Here is a 22,042-nt window from a genome sequence, read left to right as displayed (position 1 = left end):
AATGCAGACAGCCTCAAACCGCGCAAAAGTTCGGTTAAGCTTGAGCGCCCCCCGTGTTGGCCGCCGTGCGCAGGAGGGGAGACAAGCACGTCAGACCGGATATTGACCAAGAGCAGACCATGAACCAACTCGATGCACTCAAAGCGCTGACCACGGTGGTGGCAGACACCGGTGACTTTCACCAGCTGGCCCAGTTCCAGCCGCAAGACGCGACGACTAACCCGTCCCTCATCCTCAAGGCCGTGCAGAAGGCCGATTACGCGCCGCTGCTGACCGAGACCGTGCAAAAGTTCCGTGGCAAGCCGCTGGACGAGGTGATGGACCGCCTGCTGGTGCGCTTTGGCGCCGAGATCCTGTCCATCATTCCGGGCCGCGTGTCGACCGAGGTCGATGCCCGCCTGTCGTTCGACACCGATGCGACGGTGGCCCGGGCCCAGCGCATCATCGCGCTGTACGAGGCCGAGGGCGTGCACATCGACCGCGTGCTGATCAAGATCGCCTCGACCTGGGAAGGCATCCAGGCCGCCAAGGCCTTGGAAGCGCAAGGCATCCACACCAACCTGACCCTGCTGTTTGCGCAGTGCCAGGCCATTGCCTGCGGCCAGGCCCAGGTGCAGCTGATCTCGCCATTCGTCGGCCGTATCTACGACTGGTACAAGAAGCAGGCCGGCAGCAATTGGGACGAGGCCGCGATGGCCGGTGCCAACGACCCGGGTGTGAAATCGGTCAAGGCCATTTTTGATTACTACAAGCACTTCGGCATCGCCACCGAAGTGATGGGCGCGAGCTTCCGCAATATTGGCCAGGTCACCGCGCTGGCCGGCTGCGATCTGCTGACCATCTCGCCCGAGCTGCTGGCCCAACTGGCCGCTGCTGATGCCCCGCTGCAGCCCGCGTTGAATGCTGAAGCCGCCAAGGCACTGTCGCTGGAGCGCGTGCAGTACGACGAAGCGGGGTTTCGCTTTGCACTGAACGAAGACGCGATGGCCACTGAAAAGCTGGCCGAAGGCATCCGCGCCTTTGTGGCCGATGCCATCAAGCTCGACAAGTTGTTGCAATCGGCCTGATCGAGCGGCTGCCAGCCCGCCTGGCAGCCCCGTGCAGCCATTTACACTGCCCTATGAACCGAGAATGTGCGACGCAGCGCAAGCGCTGCGATGAAACCCCCGCGTGGCAAGAACTGCAAAAATACTACGACGCGGAGGGCCGGGGCCTCAACCTGCGTGCGGCCTTTGCCGACGATGCAACGCGGCTGGACCAGTTCAGCCAGCAGGCGCCCCATTTGTGGGCCGACCTGTCCAAGAACCTGATCGACAGCCAAGCCCAGCAACTGTTGCTGCAACTGGCCCGCGACTGCGATCTGGAGCAGGCACGCGATGCGATGTTTGCCGGTGCGCAGGTCAACGGCTCCGAAGGCCGGGCGGCCATGCACTGGCTGCTGCGCCAGCCCGCCGAGGGCCTGGAGCGCTGGTTGCCCGATAGCCCCGCCTTCGTGCGCGAAGCCCTGGCCGATGTGCAGGACAGCCTGGCACAGATGCTGGCGCTGGCCGAGCAGGTGCGCGCCAATCCGCAAATCACCGATATCGTCAATATCGGCATCGGTGGCTCGGACCTGGGCCCGGCCATGGTGGTCAATGCGCTGGAGGACTGGCGCATTGCCGGCAAGCGCTTCCACTTTGTGTCGAACGTGGACGGGCATGAGCTGGGCCATGTGCTGGCGCAGACCCGGCCTGAGAGCACCTTGTTCCTGGTCGCGTCCAAGTCCTTCACGACTCTGGAGACCATGGTCAACGCCCATTCGGCGCGCGACTGGTTCATCGCGCAAGGCGGCAGCGAGGACCGCAGCGCGGCGCTGTCAATCTCCAAGCACTTCTGGGCGCTGACCACCAATACCGAGGCGGCAGCAGCCTTTGGCATCGACACCACACTGGGTTTCTGGGACTGGGTCGGCGGCCGCTACTCGCTGTGGTCGGTGATCGGCCTGCCAATTGCGATTGCGGTGGGGACCGAGTCCTTCCGGGCGATGCTGCAAGGCGCGCATGACATGGATGTGCACTTCAAGACCGCGCCGCTGGCGCAGAACCTGCCGGTGCGCCTGGGCCTGCTCGATGTCTGGTACCGCAACTTCCACGGTTTTGCCACGCGCTGTGTGGCGCCCTACAGCCATGGCCTGCGCCGGCTGTCGGCCTACCTGCAGCAGCTGGAGATGGAAAGCAACGGCAAGGGCCGCGATGTGCAGAACCAGCCGCTGCCCTATGCCACATCGCCCGTGGTCTGGGGCGAGCCCGGCACCAATGGCCAGCATGCCTTTTTCCAGATGATCCACCAGGGCCGCGATGTGATTCCGGTGGAGTTCATTGCCGCACGTGAGGGCGGCAAGAACCTGGCCAGCCACCAGAACAACCTGGTGATCAATGCCATTGCGCAGGCGCAGGCGCTGCTGGTGGGCCGCACCGAAGAGCAGGGCCCCAAGTATTGCCCGGGCAACCGCCCCAGCACCTTCTTGCTGATGGACAAGCTCACTCCCACCTCGCTGGGTGCGCTGATCGCGCTGTACGAGCACCGCGTGTTTGTCAGCGGTGCGCTTTGGGGCATCAACAGCTTTGACCAGTGGGGCGTGGAGCTGGGCAAGCAATTGGCCAAGGACCTGTTTGCCCGCCGCGACCAGGGCGACTGGCAGGGCGTGGACCCATCAACCGTGGCACTGGTCAGCCGCTTGGCGCCATAAGGCTGCTCGCCAGGCACTGCCGTCTGCGGCTACCGCAGATACGGCAGTGCAGCACGGTGTTTCCAAAACAGCAACACATGCTTCGAAATACGCGCTAGGGATTGGCGCGACTCTCTGGAATACTCGGAGGCTGGATGCGCTGGCGCAAAACCTGTGCATCCATTTGGTCTTCAAGCGCGCATGCGCAGCGTGCCAAGCCAGCGCAATCACAAAGCTGGTGGAGCAGCTTCGGGCCCACGCCTGGCTGCCAATTCGTCATTTCCAAGGAGTACATAATGAAATTCAGCATCAAGATGGTTGCTGCAGCCGTGGCTTTTGCTGCAGGCGGCGCGGCGTTTGCGCAAAGCACGTTCGACAAGATCAACAGCACCGGCAAGGTGGTTGTCGGCGTGCGTGAAAGCTCGGCCCCAATGGCCTATGCCATCGGTTCCAACCAGACCTTCGGCGGCTACCACGTCGAGCTGTGTGAGCGCGTGCTCAAGGACATCGCGCCCAAGGCCAAGATTGAATACATGGCGCTGACGGCCCAGAACACGATGCCACTGGTGCAAAACGGCACCGTGGACATCGGCTGCGGCCCCACCACCAACAACCTGAGCCGCCAAAAGCAAGTAGCCTTTGCGGTGACCACCTATGTGAGCCAGGTGCGCGCAGCAGTGCGAGCTGACTCCAACATCACCAGCGTCAAGCAGCTCGATGGCAAGACCGTGGCGGCCTCGGCCGGTACCACCGCCGTGCAGCTGCTGCGCAAGTTCGCCAAGGACAACAGCATCAACCTGCCCACCACTTTGGGCAAGGACCACTTCGAGAGCTTCATGCTGCTGGAATCGGGCCGTGCCGACGCCTTTGTGCTGGATGACAACCTGCTGGCAGGCGTGATCGCCAACTCGGCCAACCCGGCGGGCTACAAGATTGTCGGCGAGGCGCTGGGATCGGAGCCGATTGCGCTGCTGTTCCGCAAGGACGATCCCGCCTTCAAGAAGGCCGTGGACGACAGCCTGACCAAGATGATGAAGTCCGGCGAGCTGGCCAAGGTCTATGACAAGTGGTTCATGCAACCTATCCCGCCCAAGGGCCAGGCGCTGAACCTGCCGATGAGCGACACCCTGAAGAAGCTGCTTCAAGAGCCGAACGACAAGCCACTGGAAGCCTACGCCGACCAGTAAGCCAGGCGCTTGCACCCTGCACCCCACCCAGCCCCGGCTGGGTTTTTTTATGCCCGCAGGCCGCGCACCAAGGCCATCGATGGGCGCGCCCCACATCGCATCGCGCATCGCAGACGCGACCCCTGGCCATGTTGTGCGTAATTGGAATAATGTGCCGCGCTATTGTCGTTTGACCTGGCACAAGGCACTGCCTAGCATGACGCGCAGTGCTGACCTGGTGCGCCCGCTGTCTGTGGTGGCTGGCACCAGGCCCGTTTCCCCGTTTTATTAGCTATTGATCTGGTACCCACGATGACCCAATTTGTGCACCCCGATGAGGTTCGTTCGCGCTTCTCCCGCGCCATGTCCGATATGTACCGCGACGAAGTGCCGCAATACGGCAACCTGATGGCACTGGTGGCCCAGGTCAATGGCGAAGTGCTGAAGGCCCAGCCCGCGCTCGCGCAGGCGATGGCGCAGGCCGATGAGCTGGACCGCCTGGATGTGGAGCGCCATGGCGCGATCCGCGTGGGCACCAAGGAAGAACTGTCCACCCTGCGGCGCCTGTTTGCCGTGATGGGCATGGAAGCCGTGGGCTACTACGACCTGTCGGTGGCGGGCGTGCCGGTGCACTCCACCGCCTTCCGCCCGGTCTTGGGCAGCTCGCTCAACCGCAACCCCTTCCGCGTGTTCACCTCGCTGCTGCGTCTGGACCTGCTGGCCGATGAGGCGCTGCGCGCACAGTCGGCCGCCATCCTGGCGCGCCGCCAGATCTTTACCGAGCGCGCGCTGGCGCTGATCGCCCAGTGCGAAGCCGCCGGTGGCCTGACCGATGACCAAGCCGACGAGTTTGTGCGCGAAGCGCTGGAGACCTTCCGCTGGCACAGCGAGGCAACCGTGGACGCTGCCACCTATGACAAACTGCACAAGGCGCACCGCCTGGTGGCCGATGTGGTCTGCTTCAAGGGCCCGCACATCAACCACCTGACGCCGCGCACCCTCGATATCGATGCCGCCCAGCTGGGCATGCCTGCCCATGGCATGGATGCCAAGGATGTGGTCGAAGGCCCACCCCGCCGCGCCTGCCCGATCCTGCTGCGCCAGACCAGCTTCAAGGCGCTGCAGGAGCGCGTGAACTTCCCCGGCAGCGATGACCAGGGCACGCACACCGCCCGTTTTGGCGAGATCGAACAGCGCGGCGTGGCGCTGACCCGCAAGGGCCGTGCGTTGTACGACAGCCTGCTGGCCAATGTGCGCAGCATGGGCAATGCCGGCAGCGCCAGCGCCAACTACCAGGACCGCCTGGAGTCGTCGTTCGCGGCCTTCCCCGACAGCCACGATGCCATGCGCCAGCAAGGCCTGGCCTTCTACCGCTATGTGCTGCAGCAGCCGGTGGGCGATGCCTCGGCCGATATCGAGACACTGATTGCCGACGGCGTGGTGCGTGCCGAGCCGATCGTGTACGAGGACTTTCTGCCGGTGAGCGCGGCCGGTATCTTCCAGTCCAACTTGGGTGGTGAAGAGCAAAAGCACTATGAAGCCAACCAGGCGCAGCAGGCGTTCGAGGCCGACCTGGGCGCCCAGGTGCATGACGAGATCGCGCTGTACCAGGCGATGCAGGACGCATCCTTGCAAGCGGTGCGCGAGGCCCTGGCACAAGCCGCTGTGGCAGAAAGCGTGGCCTGAGCGATGGCCGCCTCTGATCTGGACAACAGCGAGTTGCTGGGCGCGCTGCACGCCATTGTGGGCGAAGTCGGGGTGCTGCAAGGCGCCGACATGGCCGCCTATGAAGAAGGCGCGCGCTACGGCCAGGGCCGTGCGCGCCTGGTGGTGCGCCCCGCCGATGTGGCACAGGTGCAGGCCGTAGTGCGGCTGTGTGCCGAGCGCGGCCTGGCGCTGCTGCCCCAAGGCGCCAACACCGGCATGGTGGGCGCCAGCACGCCGGACATGAGCGGCACCCAGCTGGTGCTGAGCCTCTCGCGTCTGCGCAGCCACTGCGAGGTGGATGTGGCCAACCGCAGCGTGGTGGTGGATGCGGGCGTGACCCTGCAGGAGCTCAACGACCAGCTCGAACCCCACGGCCTGTGGTTCCCGATCGATCTGGGGGCCAACCCCTCGATCGGCGGCATGGTGGCCACCAACACCGGTGGCACGCGCCTGATCCGCTACGGTGATGTGCGCTCCAACCTGATGGCGCTGCAAGTGGTGCTGATGGACCCGCCCGGCGAGGTGGTGGAGCTGGGCCGCGCGCTGCGCAAGAACAACACCGGCGTGGACTGGAAGCAGTTGTTTGTCGGCGGCTCCGGTGCGGGCGCCATCGTGACGCAGGCCACCATCCAGGTGCATGCCCGCCCGGCGCAACGCGCCACGGCGCTGGTGGTGCCGGCCTCGGACGAGGCGGTGATGGAACTGCTGCAGGCCTTTGAGCGCGACCTGGGCGATTGGCTGGCCGCGTTTGAAGGCATCTCGGGCAATGCGATGCAGGCGGCCATTGACCATGTGCCCAACCTGCGCAACCCCTTTGCGCCGGACGATGCGCCCGAGTTCGCCATCCTGGTCGAGCTGGAGGCCAATGCCGCTGCCAAATACAGCCAGCTGGATCTGCAAGAGGCGCTCAACAGCTTCCTGGAAGACCAGTTCGAATCGACCATTGTCAACGCGGCCTTGGGCAATGCCACCGAGCTGTGGCACCTGCGCCATAGCATCAGCGAAGGCGCGCGTGCGCTGGGCAAGCCCATCGCGTTTGATGTGTCGGTGCCGCGCTCGCGCATCATGGAGTTTTGCCGCAAGGGCCGCGAGCTGGTGGCGCGCGACTACCCCTTCCTCACGGTGGTGGACTTTGGCCATATCGCCGATGGTGGTGTGCACTTCAACGTCATCTGGCGCAAGGATGCGCCCGAGCAGTACGACCCGGCCGTGGTGCAGCGCCTGCGCGATGCCATCTACGGCATGGTGGTGCAGGACTTTGGCGGCAGCTACAGCGCCGAGCATGGCGTGGGCCCCCACAACCTGACCTACTACCAGCGCTTTACGCCGCCGCTGCTGCAGCAATGGGCCGATGGCTGGCGCGACCGGCTCGATCCCCGGCACCTGTGCGGCACCGTGGATCTGGGCACCGCCAAGAACTAAGACCCCGGCTGTGCCCGCGTTGGCAGGCAGGGCCCATAACCACAACCAGAGACAAACCAGCGAGACAAGGCCATGTCCTTTTTTCAATTCACTCCCGCATTCGCCAACCCCCAGGGCTCGCCCATCCGCGAGCTGTTTCCCTACCTGAGCCGCCCGGGCATGATCTCGCTGGCGGGTGGCTATCCCTCGCCCAGCCTGTTCGACCAGGAAGGCCTGGCTGCAGCTGCCGCGCAGGCGATGGCCACGGGCGCCACTGCGCTGCAGTACGGCGCCACCGAAGGCTCACCCGCGCTGCGCGAGCAGCTGGCGGCCCAGTGCCAGGCCCGCGGCATCCGCTGCAGCGCTGGCGACGTGCTGGTCACCACCGGCTCGCAACAGGGCTTTGACCTGCTGCTGCGCGTGCTGATCCAGCCTGGCGACACCGTCTGCGTGGAGACCCCGGCTTATCCCGCCACCCTTGCGGCGCTGCGCCAGGCGGGTGCCAGGATCCTGAGCACGCCGGTGGATGGCGATGGCCTGGATGTGGAGGCCCTGGCCGCCATGCTGGCCGCGTTGCCGGTGGCCGAGCGCCCCAAGCTGCTCTACACCGTGCCCAACTTCTCCAACCCCTGCGGCACCTTGCTGGTGCAGCAGCGCCGCGAGCGCCTGGTGCAGCTGGCACTGCAGTATGGTTTTGTCGTGGTCGAGGACGATCCCTATGGCGAGCTGGCCTTCACCGATGCCCGCCCCGCACCGGTTTACGCTGCGGCCCAGCAGCAGGTGGGCGAGGGTGAGAACCCCGTGGTCTACCTGTCGAGCCTGTCCAAGACCGTGGCCCCCGGCCTGCGCGTGGGCTGGATGGTGGCCGACCCGGCCGTGCTGCGCCGCTGCACCGTGGCCAAGCAGACCAATGACCTGTGCACCTCCCCACTGGCGCAAGCTGTGGCCGCCAGCTACCTGCAGTCCGGCCGCTATGGCCAGGCGGTGGCCAAGGCCTGTGCCGAATACCTGCGCCGCATGCTGGCCCTCACCCAGGGCCTGAAGGCGCGTCTGGGTGACTTGGTGCAGTTTGTGCAGCCCGCTGGCGGCATGTTTGTCTGGATGACCTTTGATGCCCGCATTGATCCGCAAAAGCTGTTTGATGCCGCAGTGGCGGCCCATGTGATCTTTGTGCCGGGCAAGGCCTTCTATGCCGACAACGCGAACCTGCATTCGATGCGCCTGTCGTTTGCCGCGCCCGATGTCGCCCAGATTGGGCAGGCAGTCGATAGGCTGACAGAAGCATTTGATAAGGCCAAGTAAACGCTATTGACTCCGTAGCATCCGGGCCCGCTGGCATGAATGCCAGCGGGCCTTTTTTGTCGCTGCTTTTTGGCAGGCCATGGGACTGTCTGCTGTGTGCTTGCGCCTCAGGGATTTGTTGCTTGGGTATGTTGTTGTTAATTATGGGGATTTTATTATTCAGACCCCGCACAATGGCCCGGCCCTGCGCGCCCTTGCGCGCTGGCTCATTCGGTGCAATGCCGGGGCGATAACGCGGTTTTTCCGTTGAAACCACAGCGTTGCATGTTGGCCTCACTTTTGGAGCTATGCCATGCTTGCCTGGTTTTCACGTCGTCTGGCGATTGCCGCTTTTTGTTCACTGGCCTGCGCCGCCTTTGCGGCCTACCCTGACAGACCCCTCAAAATCATCGTGCCCAGCGTCGCCGGGAGCAGCCCCGATGTGCTCACGCGGCTGATTGCAAACGGGCTGTCGCTGCAACTGGGCAAGCCGGTGGTGATCGAGAACCGGGGTGGTGCAGGCGGCAACATCGGCATGCAAGCCCTGATGGCGGCAGCGCCCGATGGTTATACCCTGGGCTATGGCAACAACGCCACGCTGACAACCAACGAGTTTCTGTTCAGCAAGCTCCCCTACGATCCGCGTGCTCTCGTGGCTGTCGGGGGCATGGCAACCACCAGCAGCTTCCTGCTGGTCAATATGCAGATGCCGGTCACCACGCTTGAAGAGCTGGTGACCTATGTGAGAAGTGCGGGCAAGCCGGTGCAGTATGGTTCGGGCGGCATTGGCACCACCAGCCATTTGGGGGCGGAGCTGTTCAAGGCGCGGATGGGACTCGAATCAGCGCAGCACATTCCCTACAAGGGTTCGCCGCAGGCGCTGAACGACCTGGTTGGAGGCAGCTTGCACTATTACTTTGAGAACATCGTCACTGCGGCGCCCCAGCTTCAGGCAGGCAAGGTACGCGCCCTGGCTGTGACCAGCGCCCAACGCGATGTGCAGTACCCGCACATTCCGACGATGCAGGAGGCGGGTGTACCCGGCTTTGTGATGAACGCATGGGGTGGATTGCTGGTGCCGCCTGGCACGCCTCGCGAGGTGGTGGTGCACCTGAACACTGCCCTGAACCAGGTGCTGAAAACGCCGGAGATCAGGGCGCAGCTCGAAAAAATGGCTTACACACCGTTGCCCGGAACGCCCGAGGACTTCCAGGCACTTGCCGATTCCGAGCGCGCACGCTGGGGCGAAGTGGTCAAGGCCAGCGGTGCGAAAGTTGACTGAAGGTCTCAAGGAGGCGATATGCACACCCAGGCATTTGATGTCATCGTCCGGGGCGGGGAGGTGATCGACGGCAGCAAGCGACCACGCTACCGTGCCGATGTGGGCCTGCGCGGCGCCGTCATTGCGGCTGTGGGCGATTTGTCCGCAGCCACCGCCCACCGCGTGATCGATGCGCGAGGCAAAGTTGTTGCACCGGGCTTTATCGATGCGCATTCGCACGATGACCAGGCATTGCTGCTGCAGCCGCAGATGCCGTTCAAGCTTTCGCAGGGCGTCACCGCCGTGGTCACCGGCAACTGCGGCATCAGCGCGGCGCCGCTGCATCCCGACACGCCCGTGCCCGCGCCGCTGAATCTGCTCAGCGATGCCAGCACACGTTTTCCCAGCTTCGCGGCCTATGTGCAGGCGCTGCGCGCAGCGCCGCCTGCGGTGCACGTCATCCCGCTGGTGGGGCACAGCACCTTACGGGTCGAGGCGATGGCTGATGTGAACCGCGCCGCCAACCCGGATGAGATCGCCCAGATGCAGGTCTTGCTGCGCGAGGCGCTGGAGGCCGGGGCCGTCGGGCTGTCCTCTGGTACCTACTACCCTCCGGCGGCTGCAGCCAGCACCCAAGAGCTTTGTCGGGTGGCCCAGCCACTCGCTGAATACGGCGCACTGTATGTGAGCCATCTACGCAATGAGGGAGCGCACAGCCAGGAAGCCATCGACGAGACTTTGCAGATCGGCTTATTTGCGCGGACTGCGGTGGTCATTTCCCACCACAAGCTGCAGGGATTTGATAACTGGGGGCAGTCGGTGCAGACCTTGCCGCAGGTCGCCGCAGCGATGCAGCACCAATGTGTGTCTCTCGATTGCTATCCCTACCATGCCAGCTCCACCATCCTGCACCTGGACGAAGAGCGCTTGGCGGGCAAGATCGTCATTGCTGACAGCAAGCCCCATCCTGAATTGCAAGGCCAGGAGCTGGGCGACATTGCCCGGCGCTGGCAGGTCTCGCGTGCCGAGGCCTCCGCCCGCCTGCAGCCGGCCAGCGCCATCTATTTCAATATGGACGAAAGCGATGTGCGGCGCATCCTGGCCTTTGGCCCGACAATGATTGGTTCGGACGGCGTCCCCTCCAACGAACGCCCGCATCCGCGCCTTTGGGGCACCTTTCCCCGCGTACTGGGCCACTACAGCCGTGAGCTTGGTCTGTTCCCGCTGGAGACCGCTGTCTGGAAAATGACGGGCCTGACCGCCCAGGTCTTTGGCATCGAAAAGCGTGGCGTTCTGGCCGAAGGCCACTATGCCGATCTCTGCATATTTGACCCGCAGACCGTACGCGATACTGCCACCTTTGACGATCCTAAACAGCCCGCTGCTGGCATCGACTGCGTCATTGTCAATGGGGCCATCGCTTACGAACAGGGTGTGTACCTGGGTAGCAGAACCGGCACGGTGCTGCGGCGTACGGTGCCTGCCACCAGCAGCCCGGGATGGCAGGTGCCACCTGAACCATGAGGCAGTGGGCAGCCGGTGCAGCGTTCATCGAATTTACCGTCAGCCACCACTGCAAGCCGTGGTGCACCAGCGAAGCGCGTCCGCATCCCAAGTCAGGATGCGGGCTCTTCTACATGGCCAAAAACGCGTCGGTGCTGCCGCTGGTCCATCAGCCCAGCCCTGCGCCATTGCCAGCCATCAAAAGTCGTAACGCATCCCCACATTCACGCTGCGCGGTGCGCCCCAGGTGTAGTACAGGCCAATGGCGCTGAAGTTGTTCACGCCGGCCTTGTAGTGCTTGTCCAACGCGTTGTTGATGTTCAGGCTGAAGGACAGCTGCTTGTCGACCTGGTAGCGGGCCATCAGGTCCAGCAGCGCGTAGCTGCCTTGCGCCAGGGTGGCGGCGCTGTTGCTGACGGAGGTCTTGTCCTGCCAGCGGGTCGAGGCACCGACGGTCAGGCCGCGCAGAGCGCCTCCGTCAAAGCGGTAGGTGCTGCCCAGCTTGAACTGGTACTCTGGGTACTGGCTGGTGTTGCTCAGCGAGCTGTTCTGCCGCACCAGGCTGCCCTGGGCCTGCCAGCCCCTTGCCAACTCGCCCGACAGCTCCAGCTCCCAGCCGTGGCGGGTGGCAGAGGCGACGGAGCGGTAGGCGGTATCGCCGCCAGGGGTGAGGCCGCCCGTCTCCTCGGCGGTGTTCTTGGTCTTGATCCAGTAGTGGCTGATGCTGGCGTTCAGGCGCTTGTCCAAGAACTCGCCCTTGATGCCGATTTCATAGGTGTTGCCTTCTTCGGGCTTGAGGGTGCGGCCCTGCTCATCCTGCGAGGTTTGCGGCTGGAAGATGCTGGCGTAGCTGGCGTAGGCGGACATGTTGGGGTGGAAGTCATAGACCAGACCGGCGTAGGGCGTGTAGACCGCGCTCTCGTTCATGTCGTAGTTCCACCAGTAGGGGGTGGTGTCGCGCTCTTCGAACTTGGTCACGCGCAAGCCGGCAATCAGCTGCAGCGGATCGCTGAGTTGAAAGCGGCCTGCCGCATAGGCATAGCGCTGCTTTTGGCTGAAGCGGTTATCGCCATAGACCCAGCTGCTGGTGTCGGGCTCGGGCAGGTAGGCGCCGCCCTGGTCGTAGCTGGTGCCCAGGCCAGCGAGCGGTAGCAGGGCCTGCGCGTTCAGCGGGAGTTTGACGCTGCTCTGGAAGCGCGAGATACCGATGCCGGCGAGCAGCTCATGCTCGCGTCCCAGCAGGCTGAAAGGGCCCTTGATGTCCAGGTTCACGGTCCAGTTGTTGTTGCGCATGTCCGTCCAGCGGCCGTAGTTGACCCGGTCCTGGTCGTAGAGGTAGCCGGCAAACATGTCGTCCATGCGCACCTGCTGGTGCGAGAACTTGAGACTGCTCGTCCAGCCATTGCCCAGGCGCTGCTCCAGGCTGCCGAAGAGGGTGGTCGCGTTCTGGTCATAGCCGCCCCAGGGCGCGCCGGTGTTGAAGGAGCGCGGCCGGTCGGGCGTTTGGACGCCAGCGCGGGTGTAGCCCTGGATGGGTTGGGTGGTGCCGATGCCGTTGGCCGCACGCTGGCGGTAGGTGAAGCCGACATTCAGCAAGGTGTCCGGGCTCAGATCGGCCTCCAGCGTGCCAAACAGCATCTTGCCTCTGCTGTCTTCATGGTCGCGAAAGCTGCCGGCATCGGTGGCCGATGCCACCAGGCGGCCGCGCAGGGTGCCCGCTTCATTGAGAGGCCCGCCAATATCGGCCTGTGCGCGGTAGCTGTCCCAGCTGCCGGCGCTGGCCTGTACGCTGGCCTGGAAGCTACGGGTGGGGCGCTTGCGAACCATGTTGACGGTGGCGCCGTACTCACCCTTGCCCACCACCAGGCCTGATGAGCCCTTGAGCACATCGATGTGGTCAATCTCGGCCATGTCGTCTAGCGAGAACAAGGTGCTGGTCAGGTAGTACCAGCCGCTGCGCACCTGGCTCATGCCATCGGTCTGCAGATTGACCGAGGTGCCGCGCGCCTGGAAGTCGGTGGCATTGCCCTGGCGGTAGGTGCCGATGCCCGGGGTCTGTTCCATCACATCGGTCAAGGTGTCGAGCTTGAAGTCGTCCATGCGCTGGCGCGTCATCACGCTGACGGATTGCGGGGTTTCGCGCAGGCTCAGACTCAAGCCGGTGGCCGTCGCGCTGGGGCCGCGCTGGGTGTAGCTGCCAGTGCCTTCGGTGGCACCGTCGCGCTGGGCATCGGCCGTCACCGTCACGGTCGCCAGGGTCGCGCCTTCCTCGCCCACCGATGCGGCCTTGATGACCACGGCCTGGCCCTCCACCGTGGCTACCAGGCCGGTGCCGGCCAGCAGGCGGTCCAGCGCCTGGTTGGGCGTCAACGTGCCGACGATGGCCGGCGCCCGCTTGCCGGCGACCAGGCCTTGCTGGGCAATCAGCTGGATGCGCGTTTGCCGTGCCCAGTCATTGAGCGCCTCGGCCAGCGGCTGGGCCTGGATGCGGAAGGCCAGCGGTGCGGTCGGCAGTGCGGCGCTTTGCGCATGGGCGGCCACCGAGCCCAGAGCCAGAGCAATGGCCAATGCCAGTGGAGCGGGACGCAGAAGGGGGTACGACATCGGGATCCTCAAAGTAGTCAATGCAAATCATTCCTACTGAGGTAGACGCACGAGATGCGGGAAATACGGTAGTGGCCGCGAAAATTTTTTAAAAAATGTGCCGATGCCGGGATGTCAGCGCGCAGCGCGTATTTCCAGTCCGCCCGCCACCTGCTGCAAGCGCACCGGCAGCGCATGGGGCAGCAGCTTGCGCAGGGTCGGGGTGTCACTGGGGTCAAAGGTGCCGCTCAGGCGCAGTGCGGCCACGGCCGGGTCGCTGATCGTGAGGCCAGTGCTGCCATAGCGCTCAAACTCCGCCAATGCCTGGGACAGCGGCGTGTTGACGAAGCTGATGCGGTGCTCGCGCCAGGCGGCAATGCCTTCGGCGGCGACGGGCTGGATGGGGTGCAGGCTGCCTTGGGCATCGGCCGTGATCTGCTGGCCGGCCACCAAGGTCTGGGCGTCGGCGATCTGCGCCAGCGCGAGGCCGGGAGCGCCATCGCGGCGTACCACGCGGACCTGGCCTTCTTCCACCGCCACGCGCACGCCATCGCTGCCGGCCAGCCCCGGCGTGTAGCGCACCGAGAACCGGGTGCCCACCACGGTGATGCCGACCGGGCCGCTCAGCACATGGAAGGGGCGCTGCGCACTGGCCTGCACGCTGAAGACGGCCTGGCCCTCGTGCAGCAGCACTTCGCGGCGGTCACGGTAGTAGGTCACTTCCAGCCGGGTGGCGGTGTCCAGGCGCAGCTGGCTGCCATCGGGCAGCTGCACTTCCAGCTGCTGGCCGCGCTGCGAGGCATAGGCCTGCCGGAACACAGGTTGTGCCTGCCAATGCTGCCAGGCCAGCAGGCTTGTGCCGCTGGCCACCACGACCGCAGCGGCCATGCCCAGCGAGGGCAGCAGCCAGCGGCGGCGCAGGCCTGTGATGGCTGCCGCAGGCGCTGCAGGTGCGGTGGCCGCGCGCGGGGGCGTCTGTTGGGCAGCGCTCAGCTGCGCCTTGTCATGCGCCAGGTTGCGGCGCAGCTGGGCGATGGTGTCGGCAGGCACGGCATCGATGGCGCTCCAGTGCTGCTCCCACTGTGCATAGGCGCTGCCATGCGTGGCGTCGGCCTGCAGCCACTGCTGGAAGGCCTGCTCATCCGCCGCGCCCCAGCCCGCACGCTGGCGCCGGACAAACCAGTCCAGCACCTGCTGGCGCAGGCCAGCGGCATTGTCTGGTGGCAGGGGCGGTGCGTTCATCTCGTGGTCAATGCTGGATTCTGGGGGACAGGCTGGGCCGCTCATGGCAGCGCGCGTTTGCTGCGGGACCGCCGATGCGGGGCAGACGGGGCCACACCATCGAGCCGGTCCTGGCAACGCCAGCAGGCCTCCATCGCGATTTGCAGCTGCATCTCGACGGTGCGCGGGGAGATGCCCATCTGCTCGGCGATCTGGGCATAGCTCAGGCCGTCGAACTTGTAGAGCATAAAGGCTTCGCGGCAGCGCGGCGGCAATTGGTCGATGGTGGCGACCAGGGCCGCCAGGCCTTCGCGGGAGGCGAGGATGGTCTCGGGCTCCAGGCTGCGTGGGCCGGGCAGGTGCTCCAGCGCCGGCGCATCGCCTGCCGATGGCGGCGCCGTCTCCAGCTCGGCACGAAGGCTGCTGCGCCGGTGCTGGTCGATCACCAGGTTGCGTGCGGTGCGGTAGAGCAGGGCGCGCGGGTCTTGCACCGCCTGCCCGGTCTGCTGGGCCGCCAGCACACGGGCGTAGCTCTCCTGCGCCAGATCGGCAGCCGTATCACGGTCATGCACGGATCGGGACAGAAAGTTCAGCAATTCGCGGTAGTAGCGCTCAAACACCAGGCGGCCAAAAAGAGAGAAGGGATCTTCGCAACCGGTGGACGCTGTCCTCGCGTTCGGGGACGCAAGCTTGCTACACACGCAAATGGGAATTGTTATCATTATCGCTGATTGCGCCGCAACCTAGGGCAATGCCGTTAACCGCTTCTTGCCGAGCCGCAGCGCCCAGGGCCGCGCATTCTTCGGCGCCATCAGGCCTGCTAGCAGCAGCCTCAGAGTCAAATCCTGCTCCGCCTATGCCGGCCATTGTGGCTTTCCAGCGCGCAGCCACCGATGCTGCAACACCGCTTCAAACCTCCACCGCATGCGGCCTGCGACACCATCGCTGGCTGTTTTTCCTGTGCCTTTTGAGGACGCAAAAATCGCACCAGCGGAGCGTGCAGCGTCGCCGTTCCATGCATGGCATGAGCTATTCATTAATTCTCTTAGCCTAGTGTTTTTACCAGTGCGTAAAATTTTATTCAGGCTTTTAATGGGTTCATAAGCGTTGCGAAAACAGCAGCGCAGCTTGGATAAAACACCCACGATGAGGGCCTGATGAACCCTCCCTGGTTGGTGCAGCTTTGGCGGTGAATGCCTTGCACAGCAATGCCATTTACCGCACCCGGTTGTAGATGCAGTGGCGCGGTCGCAGGCGGCATGCTCAAGGAGCCGTTCGCACTCGCGCTGGTAACCCAGTCGAGGAGGATGAGCCATGAATGGACCCAAGGGATGCGGTGTGCGCGCAGGACGGCTTGGCGCGGACCAATATGCTGAAAATTTCTCGGATGCGCACCCGCCGCTGACATGGGCGCAGGCATCGATCGAAGCCGAGCGCTGTTATTACTGCTACGACGCGCCCTGCGCGACGGCTTGCCCCACCAGCATTGATGTCCCCAGCTTTATTGCCCGCATTGCGCAGGACAACATCCGGGGTGCTGCCAAGACCATTCTCGAATCGAACCCGCTGGGCGGCATGTGCGCCCGGGTGTGCCCTACCGAGGTGCTCTGCGAGCAGGCCTGCGTGCGCAACACCAATGAGGACAAGCCGGTGGAGATTGGCGCGCTGCAGCGCTATGCCACCGACCGCTTCATGGCTGCTGGCGGCGCGCCGCTGTTCAAGCGTGCCGAGCCAACGGGCAAGAAAGTGGCCGTTGTGGGCGCCGGCCCTGCCGGGCTGGCCTGTGCCCACCTGCTGGCCTTGCAGGGCCATGATGTCAGCCTGCTTGATGCCAAGCCTAAATTGGGCGGCCTGAACGAGTATGGCCTGGCCAGCTACAAGACCACTGACGATTTTGCGCAGAAGGAAATTGACTGGCTGCTGTCCGTGGGTGGCATTGCCCCGCGCAACAACCAGCGCCTGGGCCGCGACTTCACCATCGACAGCCTGCTGGCCAGCCATGATGCGGTGTTTCTGGGCCTGGGCCTGGCAGGAGTCAATGACCTGGGCATCGCTGAGCCCAGCGCGCAGGGCCTGCGCAATGCGGTCGATTTCATTGCCGATATCCGCCAGGCTTCCGACAAATCCACGGTGCCGGTAGGCCGGCGCGTGGTGGTGATTGGCGGCGGCATGACGGCCGTGGATGCCGCCGTGCAGGCGCGCTTGCTGGGCGCCGAAGAGGTCAGCATTGTGTACCGGCGCGGCCAGGATGCGATGTCAGCCTCTGCCGTGGAGCAGCAATGGGCGCAGACCCATGGGGTGACGATCCGGCTGTGGGAAGCGCCGCAGGAGCTGCTGGTGGACAACGGTGCCGTCAGCGGCATCCGCCTGGCCGGCACCCAGCAGGTGGATGGCAAGCTGCAAACCACTGGCGAGACCACGGTGCTGGCGGCCGACATGGTGCTCAAGGCCATTGGCCAGAGCTATATCGCCGAGCCGGCCGGTGCGCGCATTGCCCTCAAGGCAGGGCGGATTGCGACGGACGAAGACGGCCAGACCAGCCTGGAGCGGGTGTGGGCGGGCGGGGACTGCCGCTGGGGCGGGCGTGACCTGACGGTGGAAGCCGTGGAGCACGGCAAGCGCGCCGCAGCCGCGATGCACCGCATGTTGATGCGCGAAGTGGGCGTCAGCGCCTGACGGCACAGCCCCCGCCCTCCATTCACCGAACCAAGGAATCGCCATGGCCGATATTCGCAGCAATTTTCTGGGCATCCGCAGTCCCAACCCCTTCTGGCTGGCCTCTGCGCCGCCGACCGACAAGGAAATCAATGTCACCCGCGCCTTCGAAGCAGGCTGGGGCGGTGTGGTTTGGAAGACCCTGGGCGAGGACCCGCATGTGGTCAACGTTAACGGGCCGCGCTACTCCACCTTGATGTCGCAGGACCGGCGCGTCATGGGTCTGAACAACATCGAGCTGATCACCGACCGGCCCCTGCAGATCAACCTGGACGAGATGACCCGCGTGAAGCGGGCCTGGCCGGACCGGGCGCTGATTGCCTCGCTGATGGTGCCCTGTGTGGAGAAGAGCTGGAAGCGCATCCTGCCGATGGTGGAAGACACTGGTGCCGATGGCATAGAGCTGAACTTTGGCTGCCCGCACGGCATGAGCGAGCGCGGCATGGGCGCTGCGGTGGGCCAGGTGCCCGAGTACATCCAGATGGTCACCGAATGGTGCAAGCACTACAGCCGCCTGCCGGTGATCGTCAAGCTCACGCCCAACATCACCGATGTGCGCTTTCCGGCACGTGCCGCCAAGGCCGGCGGCGCCGATGCGGTGTCGCTGATCAACACGATCAACTCCGTCATGGGCGTGAACCTGGACACCCTGGTGATGCACCCCAGTACCGATGGCAAGGGCTCGCACGGCGGCTACTGCGGCCCGGCGGTCAAGCCGATTGCGCAGAACATGGTGGCCGAGATCGCCCGCGATCCGCAGACTGCGGGCCTGCCGATTTCGGGTATTGGCGGCATCACCACTTGGCGGGATGCCGCCGAATACATTGCGCTGGGCTGCGGCACGGTGCAGGTCTGCACCGCCGCGATGGTGTATGGCTTCAAGATCGTGCAGGACATGTGCGACGGCCTGTCGAACTACATGGATGCGCATGGGTTCCAGACCATCGACGACTTTCAGGGCCGCGCGGTGCCCACCGTCAAGGACTGGAAGGACCTGAACCTCAACCACATCGACAAGGCGGTGATCAACCAGGACAGTTGCATCCAGTGCGGCCGCTGCCATGTGGTCTGCGAAGACACTTCGCACCAGGCCATCTTCTACCAGAAGGGCGATGCCGGTGAGCGCCGCTTTGAGGTGAACGAGGCCGAATGCGTGGGCTGCAACCTCTGCGTCTCCATCTGCCCGGTGCCCGACACGATTGTGATGCGCAGCCTGCAGCCCGGCGAGGTGGACGCGCGCACCGGCAAGACCGTCACCGGCGAGTACGCCAACTGGACCACCCACCCCAACAACCCATCCAGGGTGGCCGCGCAGATATCACCCTGAATCGCAAGCGCGCCATCAACCGGGATGGCGCGCTTTTTGCATGATTGAACCTGGCTACAGGATGGAACGCAAGACTTTGGATTCGGATTTGGATTTGGACGCTTAGAACCTCTCGATAACACCACTCAAGGAGTGAGCAATGTCCCATGACGCGCAAGCAGGAGGTGCCACTGGCAGTGAAGCCGGTGGCCTTTGGAACGACGACCTCGCACCCACGCAAGCATCACAGCGAACGTGGACCTGGTACCACTTCACGGCGTTGTGGATAGGCATGGTGATGTGCATTCCCGCCTACACTTTGGCGGCGAGCCTGGTGGAGGGCGGCATGTCGGCGTTCCAGGCGGTGATGACGGTGTTTCTGGCCAACCTGATTGTGCTGGTGCCGATGCTGCTGATCGGGCATGCGGGCGCCAAGTACGGCATCCCGTATGCGGTGCTGGCCCGTGCCTCCTTCGGCACCCGGGGCGCCAAGCTGCCTGCGGTGCTGCGCGCGCTGGTGGCCTGCGGCTGGTATGGCATCCAGACCTGGTTCGGCGGCCTGATGATCTATACCTTGCTCGGGGTGATCCTGGGCCATCCGCTGGAGAGCGAGAAGATCTCGTGGCTGGGCATCAACATTGCGCAGCTCGTCTGCTTCCTGGTGTTCTGGGCCATCCAGTTCTATTTTGTGGTGCATGGCATCGAATCCATCCGCAAGCTCGAGACCTATACGGCACCGGCCAAGATCGTGATCTGCTTTGTGCTGCTGTGGTGGGTGTATGACAAGGCGGGCGGCTTTGGCCCGATCTTGAGCAAACCGTCGGCCTTTGCGGCAGGCGAAGCCAAGGCGGGCCAGTTCTGGGGCACCTTCTGGCCGTCGCTCACGGCCATGATTGGCTTTTGGGCGACCCTGGCGCTGAACATTCCCGACTTCACCCGCTTTGCCCGCTCGCAACGGGACCAAATGGTGGGCCAGGCGATTGGCCTGCCGGTGCCCATGGGCCTGCTCGCGGCCTTGGCGGTGATCGTCACCTCGGCCACCGTCGTCATCTATGGCAAGGCGCTGTGGGATCCGGTGGATGTGGCGGCGCGCATGACGGGCGCAGCGGTGCTCATCGCCCTCATCGTGCTGCTGGTGGATACGGTGAGCGTCAATCTGGCTGCCAACCTGGTGGGGCCGGCCTATGACTTCTCTGCGCTGAACCCCAAGCGCATCAGCTACCGCACGGGCGGCTACATCACCGTGGCGATTGCGATCCTGATGATGCCCTGGAAGATTCTGGAGTCCACCCAGGGCTACATCTTCACCTGGCTGATCGGCTACTCGGCGCTGCTGGGCCCGATCGCCGGCATCCTGATGGTCGACTATTTCCTGATTCGCCGCACCCAGCTGGATGTGGAAGAGCTCTACCGCGAGGGCGGCAAGTACAGCTATTCCGGCGGCTGGAATTGGGTGGCCGTGGCCGCGTTTGTCTGCGGCGTGGCGCCCAATATTCCGGGCTTTCTCAATGCCGCGTTTCCTGCCAGCTTCCCCGATGTGGGCGTGATCTTCAAAGACCTGTATGCCTATGCCTGGTTCATTGGCCTGTTCATTGCCGGTGTGGTGTACCGCATCGGCATGGCCAGCCATGTGGCGGCTTCGCAGGCCATGCTGCGGCGCGCTTGAGCGCAGTAGCGGCCGATTTTGTGACCTGAACGCAAAGGAGAGACATGATGAGCACATCCAGCCACCCCCTTCTGATCCGTGGTGGTACCGTCGTGAATGCGGACCGCGAAGAGCGCGCCGATGTGCTGCTGGTGGACGGAAAGATCGTGGCCGTCGGTGAGGGCGCTGCGGCCCAGGCGCCGGCCGGTACCGAAACGCTGGATGCCAGCGGCCAGTATGTGATGCCCGGCGGCATCGATCCGCACACCCATATGCAGCTGCCCTTCATGGGCACGGTCACGGCTGACGACTTCTTCACGGGCACCGCCGCCGGCCTGGCCGGTGGCACCACCAGCATCATCGACTTTGTGATTCCTGCGCCGCAGGAGCCGCTGATGGAGGCCTACCGCAAGTGGCGCGGCTGGGCCGAGAAGTCGGCGGCGGACTACTCCTTCCATGTGGCGGTGACCTGGTGGAGCGACCAGGTGCGCGAGGACATGGGCCGGCTGGTGCGCGACGAGGGCATCAACAGCTTCAAGCACTTCATGGCCTACAAGAACGCCATCATGTGTGACGACGAAACCCTGGTGAACAGCTTCCGGCGCGCGCTGGAGCTGGGCGCCATGCCCACCGTGCATGCCGAGAACGGCGAGCTGGTCTACCTGCTGCAGCAGGAGGTGGCGCGCATGGGCATCACTGGCCCAGAAGGGCATCCGCTGTCACGCCCGCCGATGGTGGAGGCCGAGGCCGCCAACCGCGCCATTGCGATTGCCGATGTGCTGGGCGTGCCCATCTATGTGGTACACGTGAGCTGCATTGAGGCGGCCGACGCCATTGCGCGTGCCCGGGCGAGGGGCCAGCGTGTTTACGGCGAAGTGCTGGCCGGCCATTTGACGATTGACGACAGCGTCTACCGCCATCCGGACTACGCCACCGCCGCCGCCTATGTGATGAGCCCGCCGTTCCGCCCCAAGGAACACCAGGAGGCACTGTGGCGCGGCCTGCAGGCCGGGCTCCTGCACACCACGGCGACGGACCACTGCACCTTCTGCGCCGAGCAAAAGGCGGTGGGCAAGGACAATTTTGCCAAGACGCCCAATGGCACTGGCGGCGTCGAAGAACGCATGGCCGTGGTCTGGGATGCCGGGGTGAACACCGGGCGCCTGACGCCCAGCGAGTTTGTCGCGATCACCTCGGCCAACACGGCCAAGCTCTTCAATGTCTACCCGCGCAAGGGCTTTATCGGTGTGGGCGCCGATGCCGATGTGGTGCTCTGGGACCCCAAGGCCACCAAGACCTTGTCTGCCAAGACCCAGCATTCCAAGGGCGACTTCAACATCTTTGAAGGCCGGCAGGTGACGGGCCTGCCCAGCCACACCATCAGCCGAGGCCGGCTGGTATATGCCAATGGCGACCTGCGGGCCGAGAAGGGCGCTGGCCAGTATTTCAAGCGCCCGGCTTTTGGCCCCAACTTCCAGGCGGTGCAAAAGCGTGCGCAAGAGACGGCGCCCACGGCCGTGGCACGCGCGCAATGAAACAAGGAGAT

15 protein-coding genes are annotated in these 22,042 nt (G+C 64.5%); 12 read left to right on the top strand and 3 right to left on the bottom strand.

Features of this window, described 5'->3' with window-relative positions; translation table 11 throughout:
* Positions 1–119: 119 nt before the first annotated feature.
* From tal to LPW39_RS19805, 8 genes are all read left to right on the top strand, one after another.
* On the top strand, positions 120–1,067 hold the full coding sequence (tal, locus tag LPW39_RS19840; RefSeq protein WP_230779078.1) for a transaldolase: 948 nt from the start codon (positions 120–122) through the stop codon (positions 1,065–1,067).
* 53 nt (positions 1,068–1,120) lie between these two features.
* On the top strand, positions 1,121–2,728 hold the full coding sequence (gene pgi / locus LPW39_RS19835; RefSeq protein WP_230779075.1) for a glucose-6-phosphate isomerase: 1,608 nt from the start codon (positions 1,121–1,123) through the stop codon (positions 2,726–2,728).
* Positions 2,729–3,003: 275 nt separating this feature from the next.
* Positions 3,004–3,894 (top strand): transporter substrate-binding domain-containing protein, encoded by an 891-nt coding sequence (locus LPW39_RS19830; RefSeq protein WP_230779071.1) that lies wholly within the window; start codon positions 3,004–3,006, stop codon positions 3,892–3,894.
* A gap of 291 nt (positions 3,895–4,185) precedes the next feature.
* Positions 4,186–5,559, top strand: a complete 1,374-nt coding sequence (hglS, locus tag LPW39_RS19825; protein WP_230779068.1) for a 2-oxoadipate dioxygenase/decarboxylase HglS — start codon at positions 4,186–4,188, stop codon at positions 5,557–5,559.
* 3 nt (positions 5,560–5,562) lie between these two features.
* Positions 5,563–7,002 (top strand): FAD-binding oxidoreductase, encoded by a 1,440-nt coding sequence (locus LPW39_RS19820; RefSeq protein WP_230779065.1) that lies wholly within the window; start codon positions 5,563–5,565, stop codon positions 7,000–7,002.
* A 72-nt stretch (positions 7,003–7,074) separates the two neighbouring features.
* Positions 7,075–8,283 carry an aminotransferase-like domain-containing protein gene (locus LPW39_RS19815; RefSeq protein WP_230779062.1) on the top strand — a complete coding sequence of 403 codons (1,209 nt, stop codon included), beginning with the start codon at positions 7,075–7,077 and terminating at the stop codon, positions 8,281–8,283.
* A gap of 292 nt (positions 8,284–8,575) precedes the next feature.
* Entirely contained in the window at positions 8,576–9,544 is a 969-nt protein-coding gene (locus LPW39_RS19810) for a Bug family tripartite tricarboxylate transporter substrate binding protein (RefSeq protein WP_230779059.1), read from the top strand.
* 18 nt (positions 9,545–9,562) lie between these two features.
* The gene (locus LPW39_RS19805; protein WP_230779057.1) at positions 9,563–11,047 is read left to right on the top strand and encodes an N-acyl-D-amino-acid deacylase family protein; all 1,485 of its coding nucleotides are present in this window, start codon (positions 9,563–9,565) and stop codon (positions 11,045–11,047) included.
* Between the two features lie 177 nt (positions 11,048–11,224).
* On the opposite strand, the gene LPW39_RS19800 is transcribed toward LPW39_RS19805, so the two are convergent.
* From LPW39_RS19800 to LPW39_RS19790, 3 genes are all read right to left on the bottom strand, one after another.
* Positions 11,225–13,630 carry a TonB-dependent siderophore receptor gene (locus tag LPW39_RS19800; protein ID WP_230779054.1) on the bottom strand — a complete coding sequence of 802 codons (2,406 nt, stop codon included), beginning with the start codon at positions 13,628–13,630 and terminating at the stop codon, positions 11,225–11,227.
* 114 nt (positions 13,631–13,744) lie between these two features.
* Positions 13,745–14,851: a FecR family protein gene (locus LPW39_RS19795; protein ID WP_230779051.1), complete on the bottom strand. Its 1,107-nt coding sequence runs from the start codon at positions 14,849–14,851 to the stop codon at positions 13,745–13,747.
* A 41-nt stretch (positions 14,852–14,892) separates the two neighbouring features.
* The gene (locus LPW39_RS19790; protein ID WP_230779049.1) at positions 14,893–15,450 is read right to left on the bottom strand and encodes an RNA polymerase sigma factor; all 558 of its coding nucleotides are present in this window, start codon (positions 15,448–15,450) and stop codon (positions 14,893–14,895) included.
* A 694-nt stretch (positions 15,451–16,144) separates the two neighbouring features.
* Here LPW39_RS19790 and LPW39_RS19785 point away from each other — a divergent pair.
* The 4 genes from LPW39_RS19785 (at position 16,145) to hydA (ending at position 22,031) form a co-directional block, all read left to right on the top strand.
* Positions 16,145–17,506 carry an NAD(P)-dependent oxidoreductase gene (locus LPW39_RS19785; protein ID WP_230779046.1) on the top strand — a complete coding sequence of 454 codons (1,362 nt, stop codon included), beginning with the start codon at positions 16,145–16,147 and terminating at the stop codon, positions 17,504–17,506.
* Between the two features lie 43 nt (positions 17,507–17,549).
* Complete coding sequence (gene preA / locus LPW39_RS19780) at positions 17,550–18,872, top strand: NAD-dependent dihydropyrimidine dehydrogenase subunit PreA (RefSeq protein WP_230779043.1); 1,323 nt, start codon at positions 17,550–17,552, stop codon at positions 18,870–18,872.
* A 139-nt stretch (positions 18,873–19,011) separates the two neighbouring features.
* On the top strand, positions 19,012–20,517 hold the full coding sequence (locus LPW39_RS19775) for an NCS1 family nucleobase:cation symporter-1 (protein WP_230779040.1): 1,506 nt from the start codon (positions 19,012–19,014) through the stop codon (positions 20,515–20,517).
* A 47-nt stretch (positions 20,518–20,564) separates the two neighbouring features.
* Positions 20,565–22,031 carry a dihydropyrimidinase gene (gene hydA / locus LPW39_RS19770; protein ID WP_230779330.1) on the top strand — a complete coding sequence of 489 codons (1,467 nt, stop codon included), beginning with the start codon at positions 20,565–20,567 and terminating at the stop codon, positions 22,029–22,031.
* Positions 22,032–22,042: the final 11 nt, after the last annotated feature.

This window comes from Comamonas koreensis (assembly GCF_021026195.1).
Taxonomy (GTDB): Bacteria; Pseudomonadota; Gammaproteobacteria; order Burkholderiales; family Burkholderiaceae_C; genus Comamonas; species Comamonas koreensis.
Note: the sequence above shows the minus strand (reverse complement) of the source record. Positions and strands in the feature narration are given on the sequence as shown.